At 59.7% G+C, this 22,817-nt stretch carries 18 protein-coding genes; 10 read left to right on the top strand and 8 right to left on the bottom strand.

All coding sequences use genetic code 11. From position 1 onward, the window contains the following. The first annotated feature begins 29 nt into the window (after nt 1-29). Genes FIV03_RS11255 through FIV03_RS11245 form a run of 3 tightly spaced genes read left to right on the top strand, consistent with a single transcriptional unit; the run spans nt 30 to nt 5,381 of the window. Nucleotides 30-1,793 carry an ATP-binding cassette domain-containing protein gene (locus FIV03_RS11255; protein WP_152509601.1) on the top strand — a complete coding sequence of 588 codons (1,764 nt, stop codon included), beginning with the start codon at nt 30-32 and terminating at the stop codon, nt 1,791-1,793. Nucleotides 1,794-1,802: 9 nt separating this feature from the next. Further along, the gene (locus tag FIV03_RS11250) at nt 1,803-3,989 is read left to right on the top strand and encodes an ATP-binding cassette domain-containing protein (protein WP_152509600.1); all 2,187 of its coding nucleotides are present in this window, start codon (nt 1,803-1,805) and stop codon (nt 3,987-3,989) included. 51 nt (nt 3,990-4,040) lie between these two features. After that, nucleotides 4,041-5,381 carry an HlyD family type I secretion periplasmic adaptor subunit gene (locus FIV03_RS11245; protein ID WP_152509599.1) on the top strand — a complete coding sequence of 447 codons (1,341 nt, stop codon included), beginning with the start codon at nt 4,041-4,043 and terminating at the stop codon, nt 5,379-5,381. 162 nt (nt 5,382-5,543) lie between these two features. On the opposite strand, the gene FIV03_RS11240 is transcribed toward FIV03_RS11245, so the two are convergent. From FIV03_RS11240 to FIV03_RS11225, 4 genes are all read right to left on the bottom strand, one after another. After that, entirely contained in the window at nt 5,544-6,575 is a 1,032-nt protein-coding gene (locus FIV03_RS11240; protein ID WP_152509598.1) for a glycine betaine/L-proline ABC transporter ATP-binding protein, read from the bottom strand. After that, complete coding sequence (locus tag FIV03_RS11235) at nt 6,568-7,452, bottom strand: proline/glycine betaine ABC transporter permease (RefSeq protein WP_023003361.1); 885 nt, start codon at nt 7,450-7,452, stop codon at nt 6,568-6,570. Before FIV03_RS11235 ends, FIV03_RS11240 begins: the two co-directional genes overlap by 8 nt. 83 nt (nt 7,453-7,535) lie before the next feature. Then, nucleotides 7,536-8,528: an ABC transporter substrate-binding protein gene (locus FIV03_RS11230; protein ID WP_152509597.1), complete on the bottom strand. Its 993-nt coding sequence runs from the start codon at nt 8,526-8,528 to the stop codon at nt 7,536-7,538. A 478-nt stretch (nt 8,529-9,006) separates the two neighbouring features. Then, on the bottom strand, nt 9,007-9,879 hold the full coding sequence (locus tag FIV03_RS11225; RefSeq protein WP_152509596.1) for a LysR family transcriptional regulator: 873 nt from the start codon (nt 9,877-9,879) through the stop codon (nt 9,007-9,009). 90 nt (nt 9,880-9,969) lie between these two features. Between FIV03_RS11225 and FIV03_RS11220 the strand changes: the two genes are divergently transcribed. The 3 genes from FIV03_RS11220 to FIV03_RS11210 all read left to right on the top strand — a co-directional run bounded on the left by FIV03_RS11220 (nt 9,970) and on the right by FIV03_RS11210 (nt 12,231). Then, complete coding sequence (locus FIV03_RS11220; RefSeq protein ID WP_152509595.1) at nt 9,970-10,383, top strand: VOC family protein; 414 nt, start codon at nt 9,970-9,972, stop codon at nt 10,381-10,383. Then, nucleotides 10,380-11,327: a glyoxylate/hydroxypyruvate reductase A gene (locus FIV03_RS11215; RefSeq protein WP_152509594.1), complete on the top strand. Its 948-nt coding sequence runs from the start codon at nt 10,380-10,382 to the stop codon at nt 11,325-11,327. The genes FIV03_RS11220 and FIV03_RS11215 overlap by 4 nt, the downstream gene beginning before the upstream one ends. 85 nt (nt 11,328-11,412) lie before the next feature. After that, a complete protein-coding gene (locus tag FIV03_RS11210) occupies nt 11,413-12,231 on the top strand; it encodes a sugar phosphate isomerase/epimerase family protein (RefSeq protein WP_152509593.1) in 819 nt (272 codons plus the stop codon). A gap of 126 nt (nt 12,232-12,357) precedes the next feature. On the opposite strand, the gene gndA is transcribed toward FIV03_RS11210, so the two are convergent. After that, complete coding sequence (gene gndA, locus FIV03_RS11205; RefSeq protein WP_209009940.1) at nt 12,358-13,782, bottom strand: NADP-dependent phosphogluconate dehydrogenase; 1,425 nt, start codon at nt 13,780-13,782, stop codon at nt 12,358-12,360. 102 nt (nt 13,783-13,884) lie between these two features. Then, the gene (locus FIV03_RS11200; protein ID WP_152509591.1) at nt 13,885-14,724 is read right to left on the bottom strand and encodes a LysR family transcriptional regulator; all 840 of its coding nucleotides are present in this window, start codon (nt 14,722-14,724) and stop codon (nt 13,885-13,887) included. Nucleotides 14,725-14,827: 103 nt separating this feature from the next. On the opposite strand from FIV03_RS11200, the gene FIV03_RS11195 reads away from it, so the two are divergent. The 3 genes from FIV03_RS11195 (at nt 14,828) to FIV03_RS11185 (ending at nt 18,872) form a co-directional block, all read left to right on the top strand. Continuing rightward, entirely contained in the window at nt 14,828-15,748 is a 921-nt protein-coding gene (locus FIV03_RS11195; RefSeq protein ID WP_173013825.1) for an MBL fold metallo-hydrolase, read from the top strand. 189 nt (nt 15,749-15,937) lie between these two features. Further along, on the top strand, nt 15,938-16,918 hold the full coding sequence (locus tag FIV03_RS11190; RefSeq protein ID WP_152509589.1) for an ABC transporter substrate-binding protein: 981 nt from the start codon (nt 15,938-15,940) through the stop codon (nt 16,916-16,918). Nucleotides 16,919-17,171: 253 nt separating this feature from the next. Beyond that, nucleotides 17,172-18,872: an iron ABC transporter permease gene (locus tag FIV03_RS11185; RefSeq protein ID WP_152509588.1), complete on the top strand. Its 1,701-nt coding sequence runs from the start codon at nt 17,172-17,174 to the stop codon at nt 18,870-18,872. 70 nt (nt 18,873-18,942) lie between these two features. Here FIV03_RS11185 and FIV03_RS11180 read toward each other — a convergent pair whose 3' ends face one another. Both FIV03_RS11180 and FIV03_RS11175 read right to left on the bottom strand, forming a co-directional pair. Then, entirely contained in the window at nt 18,943-19,989 is a 1,047-nt protein-coding gene (locus tag FIV03_RS11180) for an ABC transporter ATP-binding protein (RefSeq protein WP_152509587.1), read from the bottom strand. Between the two features lie 55 nt (nt 19,990-20,044). Beyond that, on the bottom strand, nt 20,045-20,962 hold the full coding sequence (locus FIV03_RS11175; protein ID WP_152511896.1) for a phosphotransferase: 918 nt from the start codon (nt 20,960-20,962) through the stop codon (nt 20,045-20,047). A 253-nt stretch (nt 20,963-21,215) separates the two neighbouring features. On the opposite strand from FIV03_RS11175, the gene FIV03_RS11170 reads away from it, so the two are divergent. Continuing rightward, nucleotides 21,216-22,793 carry a trimethylamine methyltransferase family protein gene (locus FIV03_RS11170; protein ID WP_152509586.1) on the top strand — a complete coding sequence of 526 codons (1,578 nt, stop codon included), beginning with the start codon at nt 21,216-21,218 and terminating at the stop codon, nt 22,791-22,793. Nucleotides 22,794-22,817 lie beyond the last annotated feature (24 nt).

Here is a 22,817-nt window from a genome sequence, read left to right as displayed (position 1 = left end):
GCCTTAATGTATTCAAGGAGGCGCTTACTATGGCATCTTTTATCACTGATACTTTTTCCAGTATCAAACTGCCGCAACTGGAGTTTTTTTCCTCCGAAACCGGAGAAAAAGTATCAACACCGAAACTCCCGCGCTCGGTGGTAACCGCTTCCATCCTGATCAATATCCTCGGTCTGGCGATGCCACTGACCATCTTGCAGGTCTATGACCGGATTCTGCCGAACAAGTCGACCGACACTCTCGTCATCCTGATCGCAGGACTGGGTTTCGTTCTGGTGATCGATGCGGTTCTGAAAACGACACGGTCCTATCTGACAGGCTGGCTTGCAGCCTCTTTCACCCATCAGGCCAACGTCGAAGCAGCCAGACGTCTTCTGCACTCCAGAGCGGACATCAACTCTGAGGCGACGGTCACCAAACATCTGGACTCGCTGCGCTCGCTGCAGGCAATGGGCGACCATTACGGTGGTCAGGCCCGCCTCCTGGCTATCGACCTTCCCGCCAGCCTCCTCTTTCTTGCCGTCCTGTTTCTTATTGGAGGGCCGATCGGCTTCGTGCCGCTTGTTCTTCTGGCCTTGTTTGCCCTGAGAACCGCGACCTTGAACACAAGGATCGACAGCCTCATTGAAAAACGTGCGGAGCAGGATCAGCGCAAATACGATTTCATCTTCGAGGTCCTGTCCGGCCTCAACACCATCAAGGCCATGGCTTTCGAGCCCGTCATCCTGCGAAGGTTTGAACGCCTGCAGACGCAAAATTCTCGTCTTGGCTACGACTATATCGATCTCACCAACCGGGCACGGAATTCCTCCGGGTTCTTCACCGTCCTCACAACCGTCTGCGTGGTGTCGGCCGGGGCCCTCATGGTCATGTCCGGGTTCATCAGTGTCGGGGCGGTTGCGGCCTGCACCCTGCTGGCAGGTCAGGTCGTGCAGCCCCTGCTGCGCGGCATCAACCACTGGACGGACATGCAGCGGGTCAAACATGATTTCCGCGAAGCACGCGCCCTGTTCGATTTGCCAAAGGAAGAGCGATCAGGAAACAGGAACCTGGCAATTGCCGGCAACATCAAGCTGCAAAATGCCGGCTTTGCAGCGCGCAGCGATGCGATCGTGCCAGTCCAGAATCTGAGCCTGACGATCAATGCCGGAGAAACGGTTGCCTTTGAGGGCAGCGACGGCAGCGGCCGAACGACGCTTGCTCGCCTGATTTCCGGGGATATCGAACCGACCTCCGGCAAGATCATGATAGACGGTCAGGATCTGTACGGTGTCGACCACCGGTATCTGTGCCGGCACATCGCCTACGTCAGCAACGACGCCCAGATGTTCGCCGGCACGATCCTGCAGAACCTGACTCTTTTCGGATCTCGCGCAAGCCCGCAAAAAGCCCGCATGGCTGCTGACCTGATCGGCCTTGAAAAGGACATTCACCTGCTGCCGCTGGGCTACGACACAATGCTCGGCAACGCGATTGAAGAAAATCTCACCGACAGCATGATACAGCGCATCGCCATTGCGCGCGCGCTCGCAGGCGAACCGAAGATCCTCATCCTCAACGATGCCAACGGGGCTCTCGACCACAAGAGCGAAGCCCAGCTCGTTGAAGCGTTGAAGCGGCTCAAAGGCCAGTTGACGACACTGATCGTCAGCCACCGCCCTTCTTTCCGCGCCATTGCCGACAAGCAGTTTCTGATGGAGCGCGGCCGGGTTAGCGCCTTGCCGGACACGCCGAACACCCCTCGATACAAATTGCGGCGGCGCGAGCCAGCCGACACCAAAAAGCAGGCTTAGGAGCCGAACATGTCCCTGGCGGCTTTTGAAAACGCGGATTCGATCTTTCAGAACCTGAACCCGGCAGAGAGCCGGATGAACCTGGAAACCCGTGTCCAGCAGCATTCAGGCAGTACGATCGATCGCGCGTCTCCGGCAGAGGCCTGTTTGCTGCCCCTTCTGGAAGCCCTCGGCTGGGATGGCATGGAACGCCATCTCTTCGAAGCCCTGCCTCACCTTGAAGGCATAAAAGGCATCTTCGACCTTCGCGCCGTGCTGACCCGGCTGAATTTTCGGGTCACACCGACCGGACGGTCAGCAAAGCAGCTAACCGCGGAACAGTTTCCCTGCCTGGCGAAACACGGAGACAATCTGCTGGTCGGCCTTGGGCGCACAAGCGACGGCCGGTTCCAGGCCTACAGCGGCGAGGCTCATCGCACGGTCGCCATTGCCTTCAGCGAACTCAAGGATGCCGAGCTCTTCCTCATCGAGCCGGACGACAGCACCGAAAGCGCCGGTTTCCAGCACTGGTCATCCCGCCTGTTCCATCAGTTTCGCGGCACGGTGCTGTCGATCATGACCGTCGGCCTGCTGTCGAACATCCTGGCTCTCGGCCTGCCGCTCTTTGTCATGAGCGTTTACGACAAGGCTATCGGCGCCAAATCCGTGTCCGTGCTGATCACGCTGCTGATCGGTATTACGCTTGTGCTGATCATGGACTGGATGGTCAGAGGCACCAAATCGCACCTCCAGGCCTACCTGGGCGCCAGGCTCGACGCGGTGGTCGCCAACACCACCTTCCGCCATTTCCTGCATCTGCCGCTCCCCCTGATTTCGTCTGCCCCCATCGGAGCGCAAATCACCCGTCTGAAGCAGTTCGACGGTGTGCGCGACGTCTTTCACGGCAATCTCGCCAATGCGTTGATCGACCTTCCCTTCTCGGTGATTTTCGTCATGGTTCTCGGCTTCATAGGCGGGCCGCTTGCACTGCTGCCGGCTGGGTTGCTGGTGCTCTATGTCCTGTCGGCCATGCTCATCGTTCCGCGCATGAAACAGGCAATAAACAAGGCAGGCGATGCAAAATCGCGCATGCAGAACATCACCGTGGAGATCCTGTCGAAGCGAAAGGCCCTCCGGGAACTGTCCGCCGACGACATCTGGGTCGAGAAATACCGTGCGATTTCCGCGGACTTTGCGCTGAAGAACCTGACGACGAGGCAACTGTCGCAGGTCATGCAAGTAGTCTCGCAGATGTTCATGACCCTGTGCGGCATCGGCGTCCTCGGTTTCGGAGCCGTTCTGGTCATGAACCAGGACCTGTCTCAAGGCGCGCTCATTGCCGTCATGGCCCTTTCCTGGCGTGCGCTCAGCCCAATGCATCAGGCCTTTCTCAGCGTATCACAACTGGGCCAGTCCCAGCAGACGATCGAGCGGATCAACAGCCTTCTGAAAATCGAAATGGAACGCCAGCCCGGAAAGCTGCCGAGCCTGCACCGCCAGTTCCAGGGCACGATCCGCTTTTCCAACGTCGTGCTGCGCTATCCTTCCCGCCAGGAGCCGGCCTTGCGCAATTTTTCGCTTCAGATGGAGCAGGGATCCGTAACCGCGATCACCGGGCCGAGCGGCTGCGGCAAGACCTCGCTGGTGCGGGCCGTGCTTGGGCTTTATCGCCCCCAGATGGGTGCTGTCCTTGTCGACGATCTCGACATCCGCCAGCTCGACCCGGGCGAATGGCGCAACTCCATCGGCTATGCACCGGAACACCACGATTTCTTCTACGGCACGATTGCGCAGAACTTCCGCATGGCCAATCCGCAGGCGGACAATGATCAGGTACGCAAGGCCTTCGAGGAATTCGGCCTCAACGCCTATGGCGAACTTCTGCCCCAGGGTGTGGAGACCCGTTTGACCGGCCAGCTGATCGAAGTGCTGCCGGACAACGTCAAACAGCGCCTGCTGCTGGCCAGGGCCTTCATGCGCCCTGCCCCGATTTATCTGCTCGACAACCCTGCCGGCAATCTGGATTTCGAAGGCGACAAGTTCCTGATGAAGAAGATCGACCAGGTTCGCGGGAAGTCGACCGTCATCATCACGACCTACCGCCCCAGCCACATGCGCATGGCAGACAACCTCGTCTACATGCAGAGCGGCATGGTGGCAATGGCCGGAGCCCCGAAGGACATCCTTGAAGACGTGCTCAAGCAGCAATCGAAATAACGTAAGGGGCCGTCGCCGGCCCGCCGCAAGACAACCGCCGAGGACTTTCCAATGGCAGCAAAAGACGATCCCGACACACTCCGCAAGGCGGTCTACGGCCGCGTCGGCCTTCCGCTGGAATTGGAAGACGGCGTGCCCCCAGCCTTTTATTCACGCCTCCTCATGGGACTGACCATTGCGACCGGCTTCCTGTTGCTGTGGGCTGCCGTCGGCCAGATCCGGGAAGTGGCCAACACGATCGGGGAGATAGCGCCTGCCGGCCAGATTTTGAAAGTGGAGCACCTGGAAGGCGGCATCGTCTCGGAGATCCTTGTCGAAGAAGGCCAGCTGGTACAGGCCGGAGACCCACTCGCCCACCTGGAAAAACAGGATACGACCACGGAACTCGCCCGCATTCAAAGCCGTCTCAGCTATCTGGAACTTGAGGAACGCCGCCTGCTTGCACAGGAATACAGCGATGCCAACACCGTTGGCCTGCGCCTGGACCCGTCGGTGGATGGTCTGAGCACCCAGCAACGGGCGGCCTTGACCGCCAACCGCAAGGCGGTTGCCGACGAACAGGAAGCCTACACGGCGCGTGTCGCCCAGAGGCGTGCCGAAGTGGTCAGCCTGGAGGCACAGGTCGAACTTCAAAAATCACAGGTCGAACTTGAAAAGGAAAAATTCCAGATCCAGGAAGGTTTGCTGAAAGACGGCTACACGTCGCGTCGCCGTTTCCTGGAAGCCAAGGGGGATTTTCAGCGGTCGCAGGTCACACTGGAACAGCTGTTCGGCAATCTCGCACAGGCCCGTGAAATGCTGACCGAAGCCCAGGCCAGCCTCAGTCAGGCCGGCGCCGAAGTGAACCGGGATGTCGCCGACGAGCGCGCCAGGATTGCCCAGGAGCGCGACGAACTGAAACAGGAAATCGCCAATCTGAAAGACCGGCAGGACCGCCTGTTCGTGAAGGCGCCGGTGGCAGGTTACGTCAAGAGCCTTGGCCCGACCGGTCGTGGGGCGGTCGTCAATCCCGGCGATCTGATTGCCGAGATCGTGCCCCTGTCTGAAAACCTGGTTGCAGAGGTGAAAGTCAATCCGAAGGACGTCGGCCATATCAACATCGGCGACAGGGCGGACATCACGATCACCAGCTACGATCCGAATATCTATGGCACCGTGGCCGCGGAAGTGGAGACCATTTCCGCCTCGAGTTTCCAGGACGAATTCGGCGAATACTACTTCAAGGCAACCCTCGCCTTTCCCGGCCAGGTCATCGGCGCCGGTTCGCACGAACGGCCGATCCGCCCCGGCATGCAGGTCAACGCCCAAGTGGTCACCGGATCGAAATCGATCCTCCTTTACCTGCTGCACCCTGTAACGCGTGCAGCGCGAACGATCTTCACAGAGCGCTGAAGTCGAGGTTTCCGGAAATCCTGAAGCCTCGGAAACTCTCCCGGGCTTTTTCTTCTTGCTGGTACACTCAGGCTTCTACCGGGAAAGAGTGGAGGTTGCCGCCCAGGATACAAAAACCCCGGAGCGAACTCCGGGGTTTTGATGTTTTCACACTTCATTGGCTCAGTGGGTTGCCGGCGTCACCATCGCATAGATCGTGTCATGCACGTTGAGCACGCCGATCGGACGGCCGTCGCTGTTGACGATGTTTGCCTCGCCCTCGCCCGTGTCGGCAAAGGTCCGGGCGGCTTCTTCCAGCAGGATGCCGCTGGAAATCGTCGGTCCATTTTCCAGCGTCCGGGACGTATCCATGACCGTGTCGACCAGGATCACCCGGCCACGGTTCACTTCCTTGACGAAGTCGGCAATGTAGGCGTCCGCAGGCTTCAGAACGATTTCCTGACCGGTCCCCTGCTGCACAACTGCCCCGTCGCGCAGGATCGCGATCCTGTCGCCAAGGCGCAGCGCCTCGTCCAGATCGTGGGTGATGAAGACGATCGTCTTGTGCAGTTCTTCCTGAAGGTCGAGAAGCACGGTCTGCATGTCCATGCGGATAAGCGGGTCAAGCGCCGAGAACGCTTCGTCCATCAGCAGAATGTCGGCATCGTTGGTGAGCGCGCGCGCAAGCCCCACACGCTGCTGCATGCCGCCGGACAGCTGGTTGGGATAGTGGTTCTCGAACCCTTCCAGCCCGACGCGGGCAATCCAGCGGGCCGCACGCTCTTCGGCCTCCTTGACCGGTACACCCTGGATTTCCAGACCATAGATGGCGTTCTTCATCACCGTGCGGTGTGGCAGCAGCGCGAACTTCTGGAACACCATCGCCGTCTTGTGGCGGCGGAATTCCCGAAGCTCTGCCTGAGACATCTTGCAGACATCATCGTTGCCATAAAGCACTTCGCCATCGGTCGGGTCGATCAACCTGTTGATATGGCGGATCAAGGTGGATTTGCCCGAGCCGGAAAGGCCCATCACTACCTGGATCTTGCCACCCGGCATGGAGATGTTGATGTCGTTGAGGCCAAGCACATGGTTGAAATTCTCGTTCAACTCGGACTTGGACATGCCGTCCTTGACCTTCTTGACCATCTCCTTGTCGTTCGATCCGAAGATCTTGTAGAGATTCTTGATCTCGATACCCGTTGCCTCAGCCATGAACCACCTCCGAGTGTTTCTGAAGGCGCTTGCCGAAAGCCTGGGTTGCGCGGTCGAAGATGATGGCGATCGCGACGATGGACAGGCCGCTGAGCATACCTGCGGTCAGGTACTGGTTGTTAATGGCAACAAGCACTTCCTGCCCAAGTCCACGTACGCCGATCATGGAAGCAACAACAACCATGGAAAGCGACATCATGATGCACTGGTTGATCCCGGCCATGATGGTCGGCAAAGCCAACGGAAGCTGAACGTTCATCAGCTTCTGACGGGCGCTGGATCCAAAGGCATCAGCAGCTTCAAGCACATCCGTATCGACAAGCCGGATACCCAGATTTGTCAGGCGGATCATCGGCGGAATGGCGTAAATCACGACGGCTATCAGACCCGGGACCTTGCCGATACCGAAAATCATAACAACGGGAATGAGGTAGACGAAGCTCGGCATCGTCTGCATCAGGTCCAGGATCGGATTGACGAAACCCTGAACACGATCGGACCGCGCCATCACGATGCCGATCGGAATACCCAGAACAATTGCCAGCAAGGTGCATACGGTAACCATGGCGACGGTGCGCATGGTGTCTTCCCAGAGCCCGAACACCCCGATGAACACCAGGGCCAGTACCGTTCCGACCGTAACACTGATCTTGCGGCTCAAAAAGTAAACCGCCAGCGCGAAAACCGCGAGAATGATCGGCCAGGGCGAGTTGATCAGAAGGTTTTCGAGGAAGACCAGAAAATCTTGCAAGGGGTTGAAAAAGTTGTCGATATAGTCGCCGTAGGTTCTGGTGAAACCTCTGAACGAACCGTCGATTGTCTTCTTGATCGCCAGCAGGTCTGTTCGACCCAGCGATGGAAATTCTATCCAATCCATCTTTGTTGTCCCGATGGTTTAGTTTTTGCCCCAAATGGTTGGGGCCGCACCATTGGAGCGGCCCCTGTTGTTTCTTTTGCCTGTCAGAGCGCGGCTTTCACTTTTTCAGCGACTTCCGGGCTGACCCACTGGGTCCAGACATCTTCGAAGTTTTCGAGGAAATAGTATGCGCCATCTTCGTTGGCAGCCTGGTTGTCGGTCATCCAGGCAAGAACCTTGCCGGCCGTCCGGTTATCCCAGGTGCGGCCCTTGATGTAATCCATGGCCGGGCCTGCCTTGTTGGCGAAGTCGTCGGTGACGACGGTAAAGACTTCAGACTTCACCCAGGAGTTCGGCTTCGGCTCCGGGCAGTCCTCGATCACGGTGCAGGTGTCCCACTCTTCCTTGTCATGCGGGACTTCGAAGTCGAGCAGGGTCATGTCGTACTTGCCGAGGATCGCGGTCGGTGCCCAGTAGTAACCGAGCCAGCCTTCCTTGCGCTCGTTGGCTTTCGCCAACGCGCCGTCAAGACCCGCAGCGGAACCCGGATCGACCAGTTCGAAACCACCCTCGTCGAAGCCGAAGGCGCGGAACAGGTTGCCGGTGGTGATGCGGCAGTTCCAGCCTGCCGGGCAGGTGAAGAAGGCACCCTTGCTTTCGTCTTCAGCGCCGGGGAACAGTTCCGGATGTGCCAAGGCATCCTTGACGGTGTAGATGTCATGCTCTTCGGCGATATAGGTCGGGACCCAGAAGCCTTCGACGCCGCCTTCGTTCAGGATTTCACCGCCGATGATCAGGGAGCCTTCGGCAACTGCCTTGTCGAGAGGCTCGCGCACGGCGTTGATCCACAACTCCGGAGCCATGTCCGGTTCGCCTTTTTCATTCATGGAGGTGAATGTCGGCATGGTATCGCCACTCACCAGTTCAACGGTGCAGCCGTAGCCGTTTTCCAGAATGATCTTGTCGATCTGCGAAATAGCGCCTGCCGACGCCCAGTTCATTTCCGCAACGGTGACCGTGCCGCACTCTTCTGCCATGGCGGACGAGGCCATGCCGATAAGAGCGGTCGCGACGACCGAGACAAACAACTTCTTCATGAGGATGCTCCTGTGCAGTCTGTTTGCTTGAGATTGAATTGGGCGCGGCGCGCGAAAGCTTCCGTGAAAGCAATCACCTCCCTGCGCGTCCAATGGAAAAGAATAACGAGTTGAGAACAGAATTGAGCCGTGAAGGCTTCTAGATTAAATCTTATTAATTCAGCCTTCATTTGACGCATATACGTTGTTCTTGCTCGAAATAAGCCTGACCGCCGTCTCTACTTGAGAAGAAGGTCATACTCGGTATTTGTACCGAGCTCAGGCCCAACGACCAATACAATTGCATTAAGAGGCTCCTAGCACAACAGTATAGTCGCAATTCTCATACCATTCATACGTCAAATTTCGTGAACATGCCTGCAAACGACATTTTAATGCCGGTATTCGTCATGACACATAATTTTCTTACTATGACAGTGATTCTTTTCACCCTTAAAAGGTGTTTAAACTCAATAAGATCAACCAGTAAGTGCTGAATTTAACCATGTGTACTGATGACCTGATCGCGCAACACCTTGTGCACGAGGTCGGCAAGTACCGGTGCGGCACAAGTGTGCTTTCGCAAGAAAACCATTTCGCGTCCGGCCCCGCCCTGAAGATCTTTCAAGGTCATCTCCGGACCATGCATCCGCAACCCTTGCCAGACGGGCAAAATCGCCTGTCCTGCTCCCTGAGACACCATCTGCGCGATCGTTTCCGGAGCATCGAGCTCACACAGGATGTGTTCTTCGCCAACCAACACGCCAAAATCCGCCCAGAGTTTGCGGCCGCCCCACGATTGCCTGTCATAGACAATCCAGGGCAGTTTTCCGGCCTCGGTTTTGGATAGATCGCGTTCGGGCGGCAAGGCATGAACGATAGCCTGCGCCTCCAGTGTTCTGCAGATGATGTCCTTGGGCAATTCAAATGGGGCGGCAACCGTAATGGCCGCGTCCAGCGCCCCGCTGCGCAATCCTTCGTAAAGATCGGCCGACGTGCCGGGCCGAACGGTCAGCACCGCCTGAGGCGCCTTTTGCCGGAACTGCTGGATGACCGCGGGCACGTTGTCCGAAAGGGCCGTCGATACCGCCCCAAGCCGAAATGGACCGCTTAACCCATCAGCATCTATGCGGTTTGTCAGCTGCTCCGCGTCCCGCACAAGGCGACGTGCTGCGGGCAACAGCCGGAAACAGGTTTCGGTCGGCAGGGCTGCATGTGCCGTTCGGTTGAGAAGCGTTGCCCCCAATTCGGCTTCCAGCACACGAATACGCTGGCTGACGGCGGCGGCCGTGAGCCCCTGCTGCCGCGCAGCCGCAGCAATGGATCCGGTTTCGGCAACGGCCAGCAGGCTTTCAAGAAATCGGGTATCCAAAACATTTTCCTTCGCTCAGAAGCAGAAAAACATCTTAAATGTTTTGAATCGGATCTGCTACTCAACATCCGTTTTCAAAGGAGCCGAGCGATGCAACCCTGTTTTCACCTTGCCTATCACGTAACCGATCTGGACGAAGCCCGCGCGTTCTACGGCGGCCTGCTTGGCTGCAAGGAAGGCCGCAGCACGCAGACCTGGGTCGACTTCAACTTCTTCGGCCATCAGGTGTCCCTCCATCTCGGCAAGCCTTTCGAGACGACCAACACAGGCAAGGTCGGTGATCACTTGGTGCCGATGCCGCACCTGGGTGTGGTGCTGGACATGGAGACCTGGAAGACGCTTGCGCAAAAACTGACAGACGCTAACCTCGCCTTCGTCATCGCCCCGACCGTCCGGTTCGAGGGCCAACCCGGCGAGCAGAGCACCATGTTTTTCAAGGACCCTTCCGGCAACCCAATCGAAATCAAGGGCTTTGCCGATGAAGCCGGGGTTTTCGCCGCATGAGGCCCGTCGTTCCCTTTGTTTCCTCCGCAAGCCCTGATGAGCGCAAGAGCTGGCGCGAGGCACTGCCGAAGGCTCTCGACGGCATCGCCGACGTCAAGCTGTTCGAAGACCTGACGGAGGACCAACGATCCGAAGCGCGCGTTGCCATCGTCGCCAATCCCGACCCCGCCAATGTGGCGGCACTTCCCAATCTGGTCTGGGTACAAAGCCTGTGGGCCGGGGTGGAGCGCCTGATGGGTGAGCTTCCCGCAAACGGTCCGAAGATCGTCCGCCTGACGGATCCGCAAATGGCGGAAACCATGTCGGAAGCGGTTCTTGCCTGGACGCTTTACCTGCACAGGGGCATGCCCCGGTACATTGCCCAGCAGCGGCAGAAGATCTGGCAGGATCATGCACTCGAACGCCCACAGGAACGCACGGTTGGCGTCCTGGGTCTTGGCAAGCTCGGCGCAGCGGCGGCCTTGCGGATGAAAGCCAACGGCTTCAACGTGCTCGGCTGGAGCCGTACCGAAAAATCAATTGAAGGCATAGTCTGCCGGCATGGTCGCGATGGCCTTCTGGAGGTACTCGGCCAGTCCGATTTCATTGTCCTGCTGATGCCGCTGACGGATGAAACACGCGGATTGCTCGGCCAGGACGAGCTGAGCGCCTGCAAGAAGGGCGCTGCGATCATCAACTTCGCCCGAGGCCCTATTATCGACACTGCCGCTCTCGTCAACAATCTCGACAACGGCCCGCTCGGCCATGCCGTTCTCGACGTCTTCGATGAAGAGCCCCTGCCACCGTCAAGTCCGCTGTGGGATCATGACAAGGTCACGGTGCTGCCGCACATATCCGCCCCGACCATCATCAGCACAGCGTCCAGGATCGTGGCAGACAACATCGGCCAATATTACAAAGACGGTACGATTCCCCCAGCCGTCGACCGGGAACGTGGATACTGAAATTTGATCCGCTCTCCGTCGCAATAGTGTCAAGGATCAGCCTCTAATCAGGCGACAACCGTTTCGTCTCCTTCAAAGGTGTTTCATGACCGATCTCCCAATTCTTGGTGCCGCACTGACAGTCGACGCGCTGGAAACCCATCGCAAACTGATGCTGGACAAACCGCGGGATCTGGAACTTCAGGACTTCTGGCCGGCCGAAGTGCTGAACGGCGACTGGAAACCGATCGTCGAGAAGGCCAGAAAACTGCTGGACGGCCATCAGGGCCGTGTCGGCATTCACGGCCCCTTCTTCGGCTTCACCGTCGACAGCATGGATGTCGACGTCCGCGAGATCGTGCGCAAGCGCCTGTTGCAAGGACTGGAAGTCTGCGAGGCTCTGGGCGGCACCCACATGGTCGTGCACAGCCCCTATACGACCTGGGACTTCAACAACCTCGACAATTATGAAAATGCCCGGCAGCGCAAGATAGAGCTCTGTCACCTGACCATGAGCGACGCAGTCAAGCGGGCAGAAGATATCGGCTGCGAACTCGTCATCGAGAACATCGAGGACAAGGACCCTTATGCCCGGATAGAGCTTGCCGAGAGCTTCGGTTCACAGGCGGTGAAAGTCTCTATCGATACCGGACACGCTCACTATGCCCATGGCACGACTGGCGCCCCGCCGGTCGATTACTACGTCAGGGCCGCCGGCAATCGTCTGCGCCATATCCACCTGCAGGACGCGGATGGATACGCCGACCGCCACTGGACGCTTGGGCAGGGCACCATCAACTGGCACTCGGTGTTCGGCGCGCTTTCCAAGCTCGAGAGTGATCCGCGCCTGATCATCGAACTGCGCGACCATTCCGGCCTGCCGGCGTCAATTGCCAACATGGCGGCACTTGGACTGGCGCAGTAACCACCAGGATGGCACTGCGAGGCGGCGCATATCCGTGCGCCGTCATTGCGGACAAGTGCTTCGCAGGGCACACGCCGATCCGCAATGACGCTCAGGCGAAAGCCTGAGCGTCTGATTTTCTTGGCCTCAGCCCATCGCCCAGGGGCCGTGGTAGCCGCCGCCGTCCTTGTCGGTGCGCTCAAAGCCATGCGCGCCGAAGAAATCGCGCTGGCCCTGAAGCATGTTGGCAGTGGAGCGGCCGGTGCGCATGATGTCGAAATAGGACAGCGCTGCCGAAAGGGCCGGCACCGGCAAACCATGCAGCGCCGACTGGGCAACGACCTGGCGAAGCATCGCTTCGGTTTCCTTCAGCTTTGCCGAGAAGAAAGGCGCCAGCATCAGGTTGCGTTCAGCATTGTCGGACAGTGCGGACGACATGTCGTTCAGCATGGACGAGCGAATGATGCAGCCGTTACGCCAGATCTTGGCGATTTCCGGCAGGGGCATTGCCCAGCCATATTGTTTGGCCGCTTCCAGGATCAGACCGAAGCCTTGCGCATAACAGATGATCTTGCCGGCAACGAGAGCTGCTTCCAGCGCATCGATCGTCACGGCCTCGCGGTCCATGCCGCTCGGAGCCGCGCCAAATTCGGCTTCGCCTTCCTTGCGCTCCTCATACCGCGCGGACATGTTGCGCACGGCAACGGCGGCCTCGATGGCGCTCGCCGGTGTGCCCAGCATCAGCGCCTCGATGGCCGTCCAGCGGCCGGTGCCTTTCTGGCCGGCCTTGTCCAGGATGATGTCGAGCATCGGTTTGCCGGTGTCCGGATCCGCCGTCTTGGCAACCTTGCCGGAAATCTCGATCAGGTAGGACTGCAGGATGCCGCCATTCCACTTCTCGAAGACATCCCCGATCTCTGAAGCCGACATGCCGAAACCGTCGCGCATGACGCCGTAGACCTCGGCAATCATCTGCATGTCGGCATACTCGATGCCGTTGTGGACGGTCTTGACCAGATGACCCGCGCCCGCTTCACCCAGAAAGGCCGCGCAGGGCGTTTCTTCGTGTTTGGCGGAAATCGCTTCCAGAATATGGCCGACCTGATCCCAGGCGTCCTTCGCACCGCCGCCCATGATGGACGGACCGAAGCGTGCGCCTTCCTCCCCACCGGAAACACCGATCCCCATGAAGCGAGGGCCTTTTTCGGCAGCTTCCGCCGCGCGGCGGTTCGTGTCGTGGTAATTGGCATTGCCCGCATCGATGATGAGATCGCCTGCATCGAGCAGCGGCCGCAGAGCCTCGATCTGTGCATCGACCGCTTCACCGGCCGGAACCATCAGGATGACCGCGCGCGGGGTCTTGATGGATGCAACGAAGTCTTCCAGCGTCTTGGTCGGAACCAGTTTCGGCGCGAGTTCCCCGGCCTTCGCCATGAATTGGTCGGTCTTCTCCGTGGTCCGGTTGAACACCGCGATCTGAAAGCCATGTTCGGCAATATTGAGCGCAAGGTTGCCACCCATGGTACCGAGACCGATCAGGCCGATTTCCGCGGCCGCGCCGTTTGAGCTCATGAACATGCCTTTCATAAATCGATTAATGTCTGGTGGGGCGGTGATAGCCGACAAGCTGCCCAACGGCAATGTCTGGTTGGGGCAAGACCGTGTAAAATCCGATCAGCCGAAAGCACTTGCCAGATGATCCACCAGCAGGCGAACGCGCTTGGGGATGAACCGTCGTGACGGCAGGACCGCAAAGAGCGGCAACTCCGGCAGATCAACCGGACACGCGGCCTCGGCCAACCGCCCATCCGCCAGGAATTCGGCACACATCGATTTCGGCAAGATACCCGCCATACCGCCGTTCAGTACCAGGGCCAGCGCAAGCTGCAGGTTTCGCGTCCTGTAAACTGGAGCGCCTCCTCCTTGCCCTGCCTCCATCAGCACTTCGGCAGGGTCGATCACCCGTCCTGACGTCAACAGCTCGGCGAAAGACGCCTTTTCCAAGAGCTCCGGCCGGGCGACAAGAACAAGGTAACTGGAGGCGATCTTGCGGACGATGACACTTTCCGATGCAACCCGGTTGCCGCGGAGGGCGAAGTCGAACCGCTCGCCGGTCAGATCAACGGGTCGATCGCTGACATGCACTTCGATCCGGACCTCCGGATATCGCAAATTGAAGCTCGCCATCGCCTCTGCCAGAACATCCAGCGGCAGGTCGACCGGGACGGACACACGCACCATCCCCTGCGGTGCCTGTGCCGATTTCAGCTGTTCTCCGGCCTCCTCCAGATCCCGCAAGGCCGGCTGAACCTTTTCCCGGTAGGCCTCGCCTTCCACCGTCAGGCGCACCTGCCTGGTCGTGCGCTGGAACAGGGCGACGCCAAGCTCTTCCTCCAGTGCCTTGATGCGAGCGGTCACTGTCGACCTGGGCAGGTCGAGCTGCCGGGCGGCAGCAGCGAAACTGCCAAGACCGGCCACTTCAACAAAGGTTTCCAGATGTGCCAACGTTGTCATTGCGCGAAATTTTCAGCCAGACTGTTCACTTTTATACAGCTACACCGAACAATATCTGCAGTCTACCTACAACGCACCATCAACGGTCCCAAGAGGTATTCCCATGAAACGGCGCAGTTTTCTGAAGTCAGCCGGCACCATGTCGCTGGCTGTTCCCGCAATCTTGACCGGTGTTCCGTCCGCTCCCGCAAGAACTGCAACAGGATCTCCCCGGCTCGATATCACCTGGCTCGGCGGTGCGACCATGCTGATCGAATGCGGGGACCTCACCCTCCTCACCGACCCGGCTTTCGGTGAAGGTGAGGAAGCATTCCGCATGGGTGATCCCAACGAGATGTTCGATCTCGCCACGGGACCCGACGTGGTGGCACACAAACGGCTGACCCCGTTTCGCGGTGTGGATCTTTCCAGGGTGGATCAAGTCCTGCTGTCCCACCTGCATGAAGATCATTTCGACCAGACGGCGGAAAGCGCAATTGCCCCGGACATGCCGTTCCTCGTTCCCTCTCATGACCGGGAGCGACTGACCGCAAAAGGGTTCACGCAGGTTCAGGTAGCCGACTGGATGAAACCTCACGTGATCACCAAGGGCGATGTCACGCTCTCGCTGACCGCACTACCTGCCGAACACTCGGAAAACCCGGAGATTGCCTCGCTGCTTGGCCCAGGCAACGGCTACTGGCTGGAGACCCGCCAGGGCGACTGGGCAAAGTCGGTCTATTGGACCGGCGATACCTTCCCGACGCCAAATGTCCTCGACGCGCTCAAGGGCTTCGGATCGCCGGACGTGTTCATTCCACATCTTGGCGGCGTCGGCACTTCAGGACCTCTCGGGCAGATCAGCATGGGCGCTAATCATGTCGCCGATTTCGTGGATAAGCTCCGGCCTGGCAAGGTACTGCCGATCCATCACTCCACTTACGCGCTTTATCTTGAACCTGTCACCGGCCTGCCGACTGCGCTTGCCGGCAAGACGCAAGGACTGGATCTTGTTTCGGAAGGCACCTGCGTAAGTTACGTCTGACCACGAAAACAACGGGGCACCGGCGTCTCCAAAGGAGATGCCGGCTGCCGCAAACGCCTCCGATAAACTAAACTTTGCCGGCAAAATTACCCGTAAAAATACCCGCTGCCTGAATAAAACTGTCATGTAGAGCTGATAGGCGATTTTCATCCGCAACCCTTTTGCTGCTCTGTGCAAAGGATCTGTCACATGAAAAAGCTTCTGATCGCAGCCGGCCTCCTGGCCGCGGCATCCACCTCCGCTTACGCCGAAGATGTTACCGGCAAGCTCGTGCTCTACACCTCCCAGCCGAACGCCGACGCCCAGGCAACCGTCGATGCCTTCACCGCGGCGCATCCGGGTGTTGAGGTCGAGTGGGTCCGTGACGGCACCACCAAGATCATGGCGAAGCTGCTGGCCGAATTCGAAGCCGGTGCGCCGAAGCCGGACGTGCTGCTGATCGCCGACATGGTAACCATGGAGAGCCTGAAGCAGGAAGGTCGTCTGATGGCGCATGAGGCGGCCGACGTTTCTGCCTACGATCCGGCAATCATGGACAAGGACAAGAGCTACTTCTCCACCAAGCTGATCACCACCGGCATCATGTACAACACCAACGCGCCGATGAAGCCAACGTCCTACAAGGATCTCCTGAAGCCGGAAGCAAAGGACAAGCTGGCCATGCCGTCGCCGCTGACCTCCGGCGCCGCGACCATCCACATGACTGCGCTGACCTCCAACCCGGACCTCGGCTGGGCCTATTACGAAGGCCTCGCAGACCAGGGCGCTAACCCGCAGGGCGGCAATGGCGGCGTCTACAAGGCGATTGCCGGTGGCGAGAAACTCTACGGCTTCGTCGTCGACTTCCTGCCGATCCGCGAAAAGGTAAAAGGCGCACCGGTTGAGTTCGTCTTCCCGGAAGAAGGCGTTTCCGCCGTCACCGAGCCGGTTGCGATCCTCTCCACCGCCCAGAACCCGGACGCCGCCAAGGCATTTGTCGACTTCCTGATTTCCGAAGACGGTCAGAAGCTTGCCGCATCCCAGGGCTACCTGCCGGCACACCCGGGTGTCCCGGCTCCGGAAGGGTTCCCCGCTCGCGACCAGATCAAGCTCATGGATTTCGATCCGGCCAAGGCCCTGGAACAGGACCAGGCCGACAAGATGAAATTCTCCGAGATCTTCGGCGGGTAAGGCCAACGCCTCCTTTCGACAACGGGCAGCGTGGCGAAAGCCTCGCTGCTTTTTTCCGTTCCCCCGTCATTCCGGACAAATGCAGCGTTGCTGCATGCTGATCCGGAATCCAGACATCAGCATGAGCAAAGCGAATACTGTTCCGTTTGGAATTTGGCCGCGCCTCCGGCGCGAAACATGTCTGGATTCCGGATCATCGCTCCGCTACGCCTCACTTGTCCGGAATGACTGCGAGAAGCAACGGCAAATCCCTGTGCAGCTATCGAAGCTTTCCGAAAAGACCACCCTCCTCGCGCTTGTTCTCGGCGCAACGCTGATCTGCGGCCTACCGCTGCTGCTTTTGTTCAAGACCGGACTGACGGGTGATGGCGGTCTCGACCTGGGTCCGTTGACGGAAGCCGTGCAGAGCCGGTCGGTCCGTAGCGCGCTGTGGCATTCCGTTGAGAGCAGTTTCTTGTCGGCACTGGCAGCAACCGCGCTCGGCACCCTGCTCGCACTCCTGATCGGCCTCACCGATATTCGCGCCAAGGGCCTGCTGGTTTTCCTGATCCTGCTGCCGATGATGATCCCGCCGCATGTAACGGCAATTGCCTGGATACAGGCGCTCGGCCCGGGCAGTCCGGTGTTGCGCTGGCTTGGGCTGGCTCCGGAACTCGGCTCCACCCACCCTCTCTACTCCCGCGAAGGCCTCGTCCTGCTGCTGACCCTGCAGCACAGCCCGCTGGTGTTCCTGCTGGTCCGTGCCGCGTTGAGGTCGTTTCCGCGCGAACTCTCAGACGCAGCCCGCGTTTCCGGCTCCGGAAGCCTCTTGATGTTGCGCAGGATCACCTTGCCGTTGCTCGCGCCATCCCTGCTGGCCGGTTTTGCACTCGCATTCGTTGCCGCACTTGGCAACTTCGGCATCAATGCCCTGATCGGCATACCGGCGCGCTACACCACCTTGCCCGTTCTGGTCTGGCGAAGGCTGGCAAGCTTCGGTCCGGATGTCCTGCCAAACGTGGCGGTCATTTCTGTTATCCTGGCCGTTGTCGCCCTTGCCGCGATCCTGCTGCAAGGTGTGCTGCAGCGGCGCCTGCGCACCAGCCTCATCGGTCTGCCGCAAGACCCTCTGGCGATCGCCCTTGGCCGCAAGCGTCCCTTTGTGGAAGCCACTCTCTGGCTGTTCGTCGCCTTCGTGCTGCTGCTGCCGACAGCCTCGCTACTGGCGACCTCGCTGGTCCGCACTTACGGCCTGTCCCTCTCTGCGGAAACCCTGACACTCGAAAACTTCACCGAAGTGCTCTGGCGCCAGTCCGTCACGCTCAGAGCCTTCGCCAACTCAACTCTCGTTGCCGGGGTTGCCGCACTTGTCATTGCTGTCATCAGCCTGTTCCTGGCCTATTTCCTCGCCCATCGAAAACCGGCTCACAGAACCTGGGCGAGCCTTGCGCTCACACAGTCGGAAGTCGCCTTTGCCGTGCCCGGCCTGGTGATGTCGATCGCCTTCATCCTGGCGTTCATCCGCCCCCTGCCGCTTTTGAACATCTCGCTCTATGGCACGCTGTGGATCATCCTGATTGCCTATGTCTCCGTTTTCCTGGCGGTGGGCCTGAAACCGGTTGCCGCCGCCTTCCTGCAAATGGATGGTTCATTGGAAGATGCCGCTCGGGTGGCTGGCGCCGGGTTCTACCGGCGCATGACAAGGATCTTCACCCCGCTCGCAGCTCCCGCGGCTGCCTCCGGTGCAATTCTGGTGTTCCTGACGGCTTACAACGAGGTCACGGTCTCCGCCCTGCTCTGGTCCACCGGCAACGAGACCATCGGCACCACGATCTTCAACTACGAAGACGGCGGCTACACTACACTTGCGGCCGCCATGTCGGTTGTGGTCGTCGCCGCAACCATTTTGATCATGCTGACAATGAATGCACTGGCCCGCAGGGTTCCGGCCGGGACGATCCCCTGGAAGGATTGAGGGATAGTCGAAACTCTTGTCATCCCGGGTCTGCGCTGCGCTTTGCCCGGGGTGACAACAAGGAACAAAATCACTCCGGCAACACCCACCCGCGCATGATATCGAGCTGCAGGAGCTCGCCAGGGTCCGCCTTTCGGTGAAGCATCATGAGAAGCGGTTGCGAAAGGCCTTCTAGACGGACGAAGACTTCCCAATAGCCACCCCGGTAGATCGTCCGTTCGACCGTTGCCTCGAAGCCGGAAGTACCAGTTGCGAGCACCAGATGTTCCGGCCTGAGCAACAACGTTGCTGGGCCCGAACCTGTTTGGTCAGGACAATCGACGACCGCGATGACATTGCCGAAGCGCACTTGCGCCTCGCCGTTTTCAACTCGCAGCACATCCACCGGAACGAGGGTGCTGCGGCCGATGAAACCGGCGACCTTCTTCGAATTCGGACGGCGGTAAAGCGTGTCGGGATCGTCCGCCTGCAGGATGCTGCCATCCCACATCACTGCCACCTTGTCGGCAAGGGCCATTGCCTCGCGCTGGTCGTGCGTAATGAAAAGCGTCGTCGCGCCGCTCGCCCTGTGGAATGCCGCAAGCTCTTCTTCCATCGTGCTGCGCAGATGCGGATCGAGATTGGCGAGAGGCTCGTCCATCAGGACGGTGCGCGCGCCCTGCGCCAGGCACCGCGCCAGAGCCACCCGTTGGCGTTGACCACCGGAAAGTTCGGCCGGCTTGCGCTGCCGGAACGGTGTCAGGGCCACCGTTTCCAGGCACTCCGCCACACGGGCCGCCACCGCGCTCCGTCTTTCTCCCGCCGTCTCGAGCGGAAAGGCGACATTGGCGGCAACATTCATGTGCGGCCAAAGCGCATAGGACTGAAACACCACTCCCACCTGGCGCTGCTCGGGCGGCAGGTGCAGGCCCTTGCCGGCAACGGCCTGCCCACTGAGTTTGATCTCTCCCGCATCGACCGCCTCCAACCCGGCAATGGCACGCAGCAAGGTCGACTTGCCGCAACCGGACGGGCCGAGAACCACGAAAAACGTGCCGTCCTCAATCGAAAGGGACACGCTGTTCAGCGCCTTATGGGCATCGAAGGACTTGGAAACGGAAGCAAGCTGGATGGACATGCCTCCCGTTAGCCTTCTCCCATGACAGATTGATTACAACTGCTGCAAACGCCCCTCATCGGCCCCGCAAACGCAGCAGCAGGTCGACTTCCTCTTCCAGCGCGCGGCCATAGGCCCTGGCCGCCGGGGCGTTGGAATGCATCAATGTTTCGTGGCGGAACAGGCAATAGGCTGCAAGGCACCAGTGATAGGCGCCGCGCTCCTTCAGAAAATGCTCGACCGTCTCCTGGTCAGGATAGCGCGTCAGGAACATTTCCTCCGCATGGGCGACAAGCGGATGAAGGCCATAGAGCGTTGCAAGACCGGGAGAGACGAAACAGGCGATATCCTCGACCGGGTCACCAAGCCCGGCGAATTGCCAATCGATCAGCCGGGCACCATCGCCGGTTGCCTGGATCGTGCCCAGACAGAAACTGCGATGAACCAGCGAACGCTTGATCTCGCGCTTTTTGACGGCGCCGTCCGCCGGGCGCGACCGCTTCAGGTTCGCCGCCTTGCGGCTATGCGGAATGAGCGCCAGCATGGCATCACCCCGCGCCAGCACCTCGTGATATCCGGCCGGAACGGTCTGGTGTCCCGGCACCGGTTCACTCAAGGCGGCAAACCGACCGATCAGCTCGGCGGCTTCTCCGACATCGATCTCGTTGTCGACGGGGGTCGGATAGCCATAGATCAACAGCGGTGTTTTCGCCGGACTGTAGGTGAAAGCTTCTAGTTCCGGCGAGAGGCCATGGCGGGCAAGAACGGCAAGGGCGTCCGCCTCCTGCCTCGGCAAGGTCGGATACAGAGGGTTGTCTTCGTTTTCGGGGAAGAACTCCTTGATGACATAGCTTCGGCCAGGCGTATCCAGGCGCCAGAACCGGGCGGTATAGGCGACCGGCAACGGCCGCAGCCGTGCAACTGACCAGTCCTTCACCGGCAGTAGCGTTTTCAGAAAAGCCAGCAGTTCCGAATCCGACAGCAACTCGCGCACCAAGGGTCCCCACAAAAAGTCTCCTTGTTCTGATCGCTTTGAAGTCCCTTGTCGTCAAGCCCTCCGATTGGCGAGACCACGGCTGGATCGAGGACACGGTGCCGGATGTCGGAGTTGAAGCACTGGCCGTCGTTCTGAGACTGCCCGCTGAAAGTCCCCTCTCAAGTAACGTCTGATGAGATGGCGCAGACCGGGCCGCGCCCAAGCCTTTCCAGGGCATCAGGTCCGGCTTTCAGGAATAGTGGCGGACGACATGACCCATGACATCGAAACGGCCTCGCTTGCCGAGACGGCTCCCGCACGGCGCGGACGGCGGCGCAGGGGCGGCGAGAAGACCGGTCCGGATCTCTTTCCGCAAAAACCCTTCAAGCAGCCGCGGCATATCTTCAAGCCGCTGGAAGCCGTTTCCGCTGACGAACTTGAAGCGATCCACGACGCATCCATGCGCGTTCTGGAAGAGATCGGCATCGACTTCCTGCACGAGGAAGCAAAGCAGATCCTGAAAGATGCCGGGGCCGACATCAGGCCGGGTGAAGACCGTGTACGCATGGACCGGGCGATGGTGGAAGAGCTTGTCGCCAAGGCCCCGGCCGAATTCACGATCCGTGCGCGCAACCGGGCGCATGATCTGCAGGTGGGCGGCGATGCCCTTGCCTTTTCCTGTGTGGCCAGCGCCCCCAATGCCGTCGACCGCGACCACGGCCGCCGCCCGGGCAACCAGGAGGACTATCGCAACTTCCTGAAACTGTCGCAGTTCTTCAACATCATTCACTGCGTCATGGGCTACCCGGTCGAACCGGTCGATATCCACGCTTCCGTGCGCCATCTCGACTGCGTTGCAGACATGCTGCGGCTCACCGACAAGGTCTATCACATCTATTCGCTCGGCAAGGAGCGCAACCTCGACGGACTGGAACTGACCCGGATCGGCTACGGCCTTACCCCGGAAGAATTCGTCGAAACGCCGTGCGTGGCAACGGTCATCAACACGTCCTCGCCGCTGAGGCTCGACACGCCAATGCTGCAAGGCCTGATCGAAATGGCCAAGGCCGGACAGGTTTCCATCGTCACGCCTTTCACTCTTGCCGGTGCCATGGCTCCGGTCACCGTCGCCGGCGCGCTGACCCTGCAGAACGCGGAAGCCCTTGCCGGGATCGCCTTCGCCCAGCTTGTCCGCCCGGGTGTGCCGGTGGTCTATGGCGGCTTCACGTCCAACGTCGACATGAAATCCGGTGCGCCGGCCTTCGGCACGCCGGAATACATGAAGGCAGCAATCGTCGGCGGCCAGCTCGCCCGGCGCTATCATCTTCCTTACAGGTCGTCAGGCGTTTGCGCGGCCAACACGGTCGACTATCAGGCGGCGCTGGAAACGACGTTGTCGGAATGGGGCGCGATCAACGGCGGGGCCCATATCATCAAGCATGCCGCGGGCTGGCTGGAAGGCGGCCTGAGTGCCGGGTTCGAGAAATTCATCACCGATATCGACCTGCTCCAGAAGATCGCCGAATATCTGACGCCGCTTGATGTGTCAGAAGCAGCCCTTGCCGTCGATGCGATCCGCGAGGTCGGGCCGGCGGGCCACTTCTTCGGCACCCAGCATACCCAGGACCGTTACAAGGACGCTTTCTACGCGCCCATCGTTTCCGACTGGCGCAATTACGAAAGCTGGTCGGAAGCAGGCAGCCCGACCGCCTACGACAAGGCGAACATGCTCTATAAGAAGGCTCTGGAAGCCTATGAGCAGCCCCCGCTTGATCCGGCCATCGACGAGGAAATCACCGCCTTTGTCGAGAGGCGAAAGGCCGAGGGCGGCGCCCCGACCGACTTCTGATCATTTCGCGTTTAACGTTCGAAC

The sequence above is a fragment of the Labrenzia sp. THAF187b genome, assembly GCF_009363375.1.
In the GTDB taxonomy this organism is placed as follows: domain Bacteria; phylum Pseudomonadota; class Alphaproteobacteria; order Rhizobiales; family Stappiaceae; genus Roseibium; species Roseibium algicola.
The sequence above is the reverse complement of the archived record's forward strand: the minus strand, read 5'-3'. Positions and strand labels throughout refer to the sequence as shown.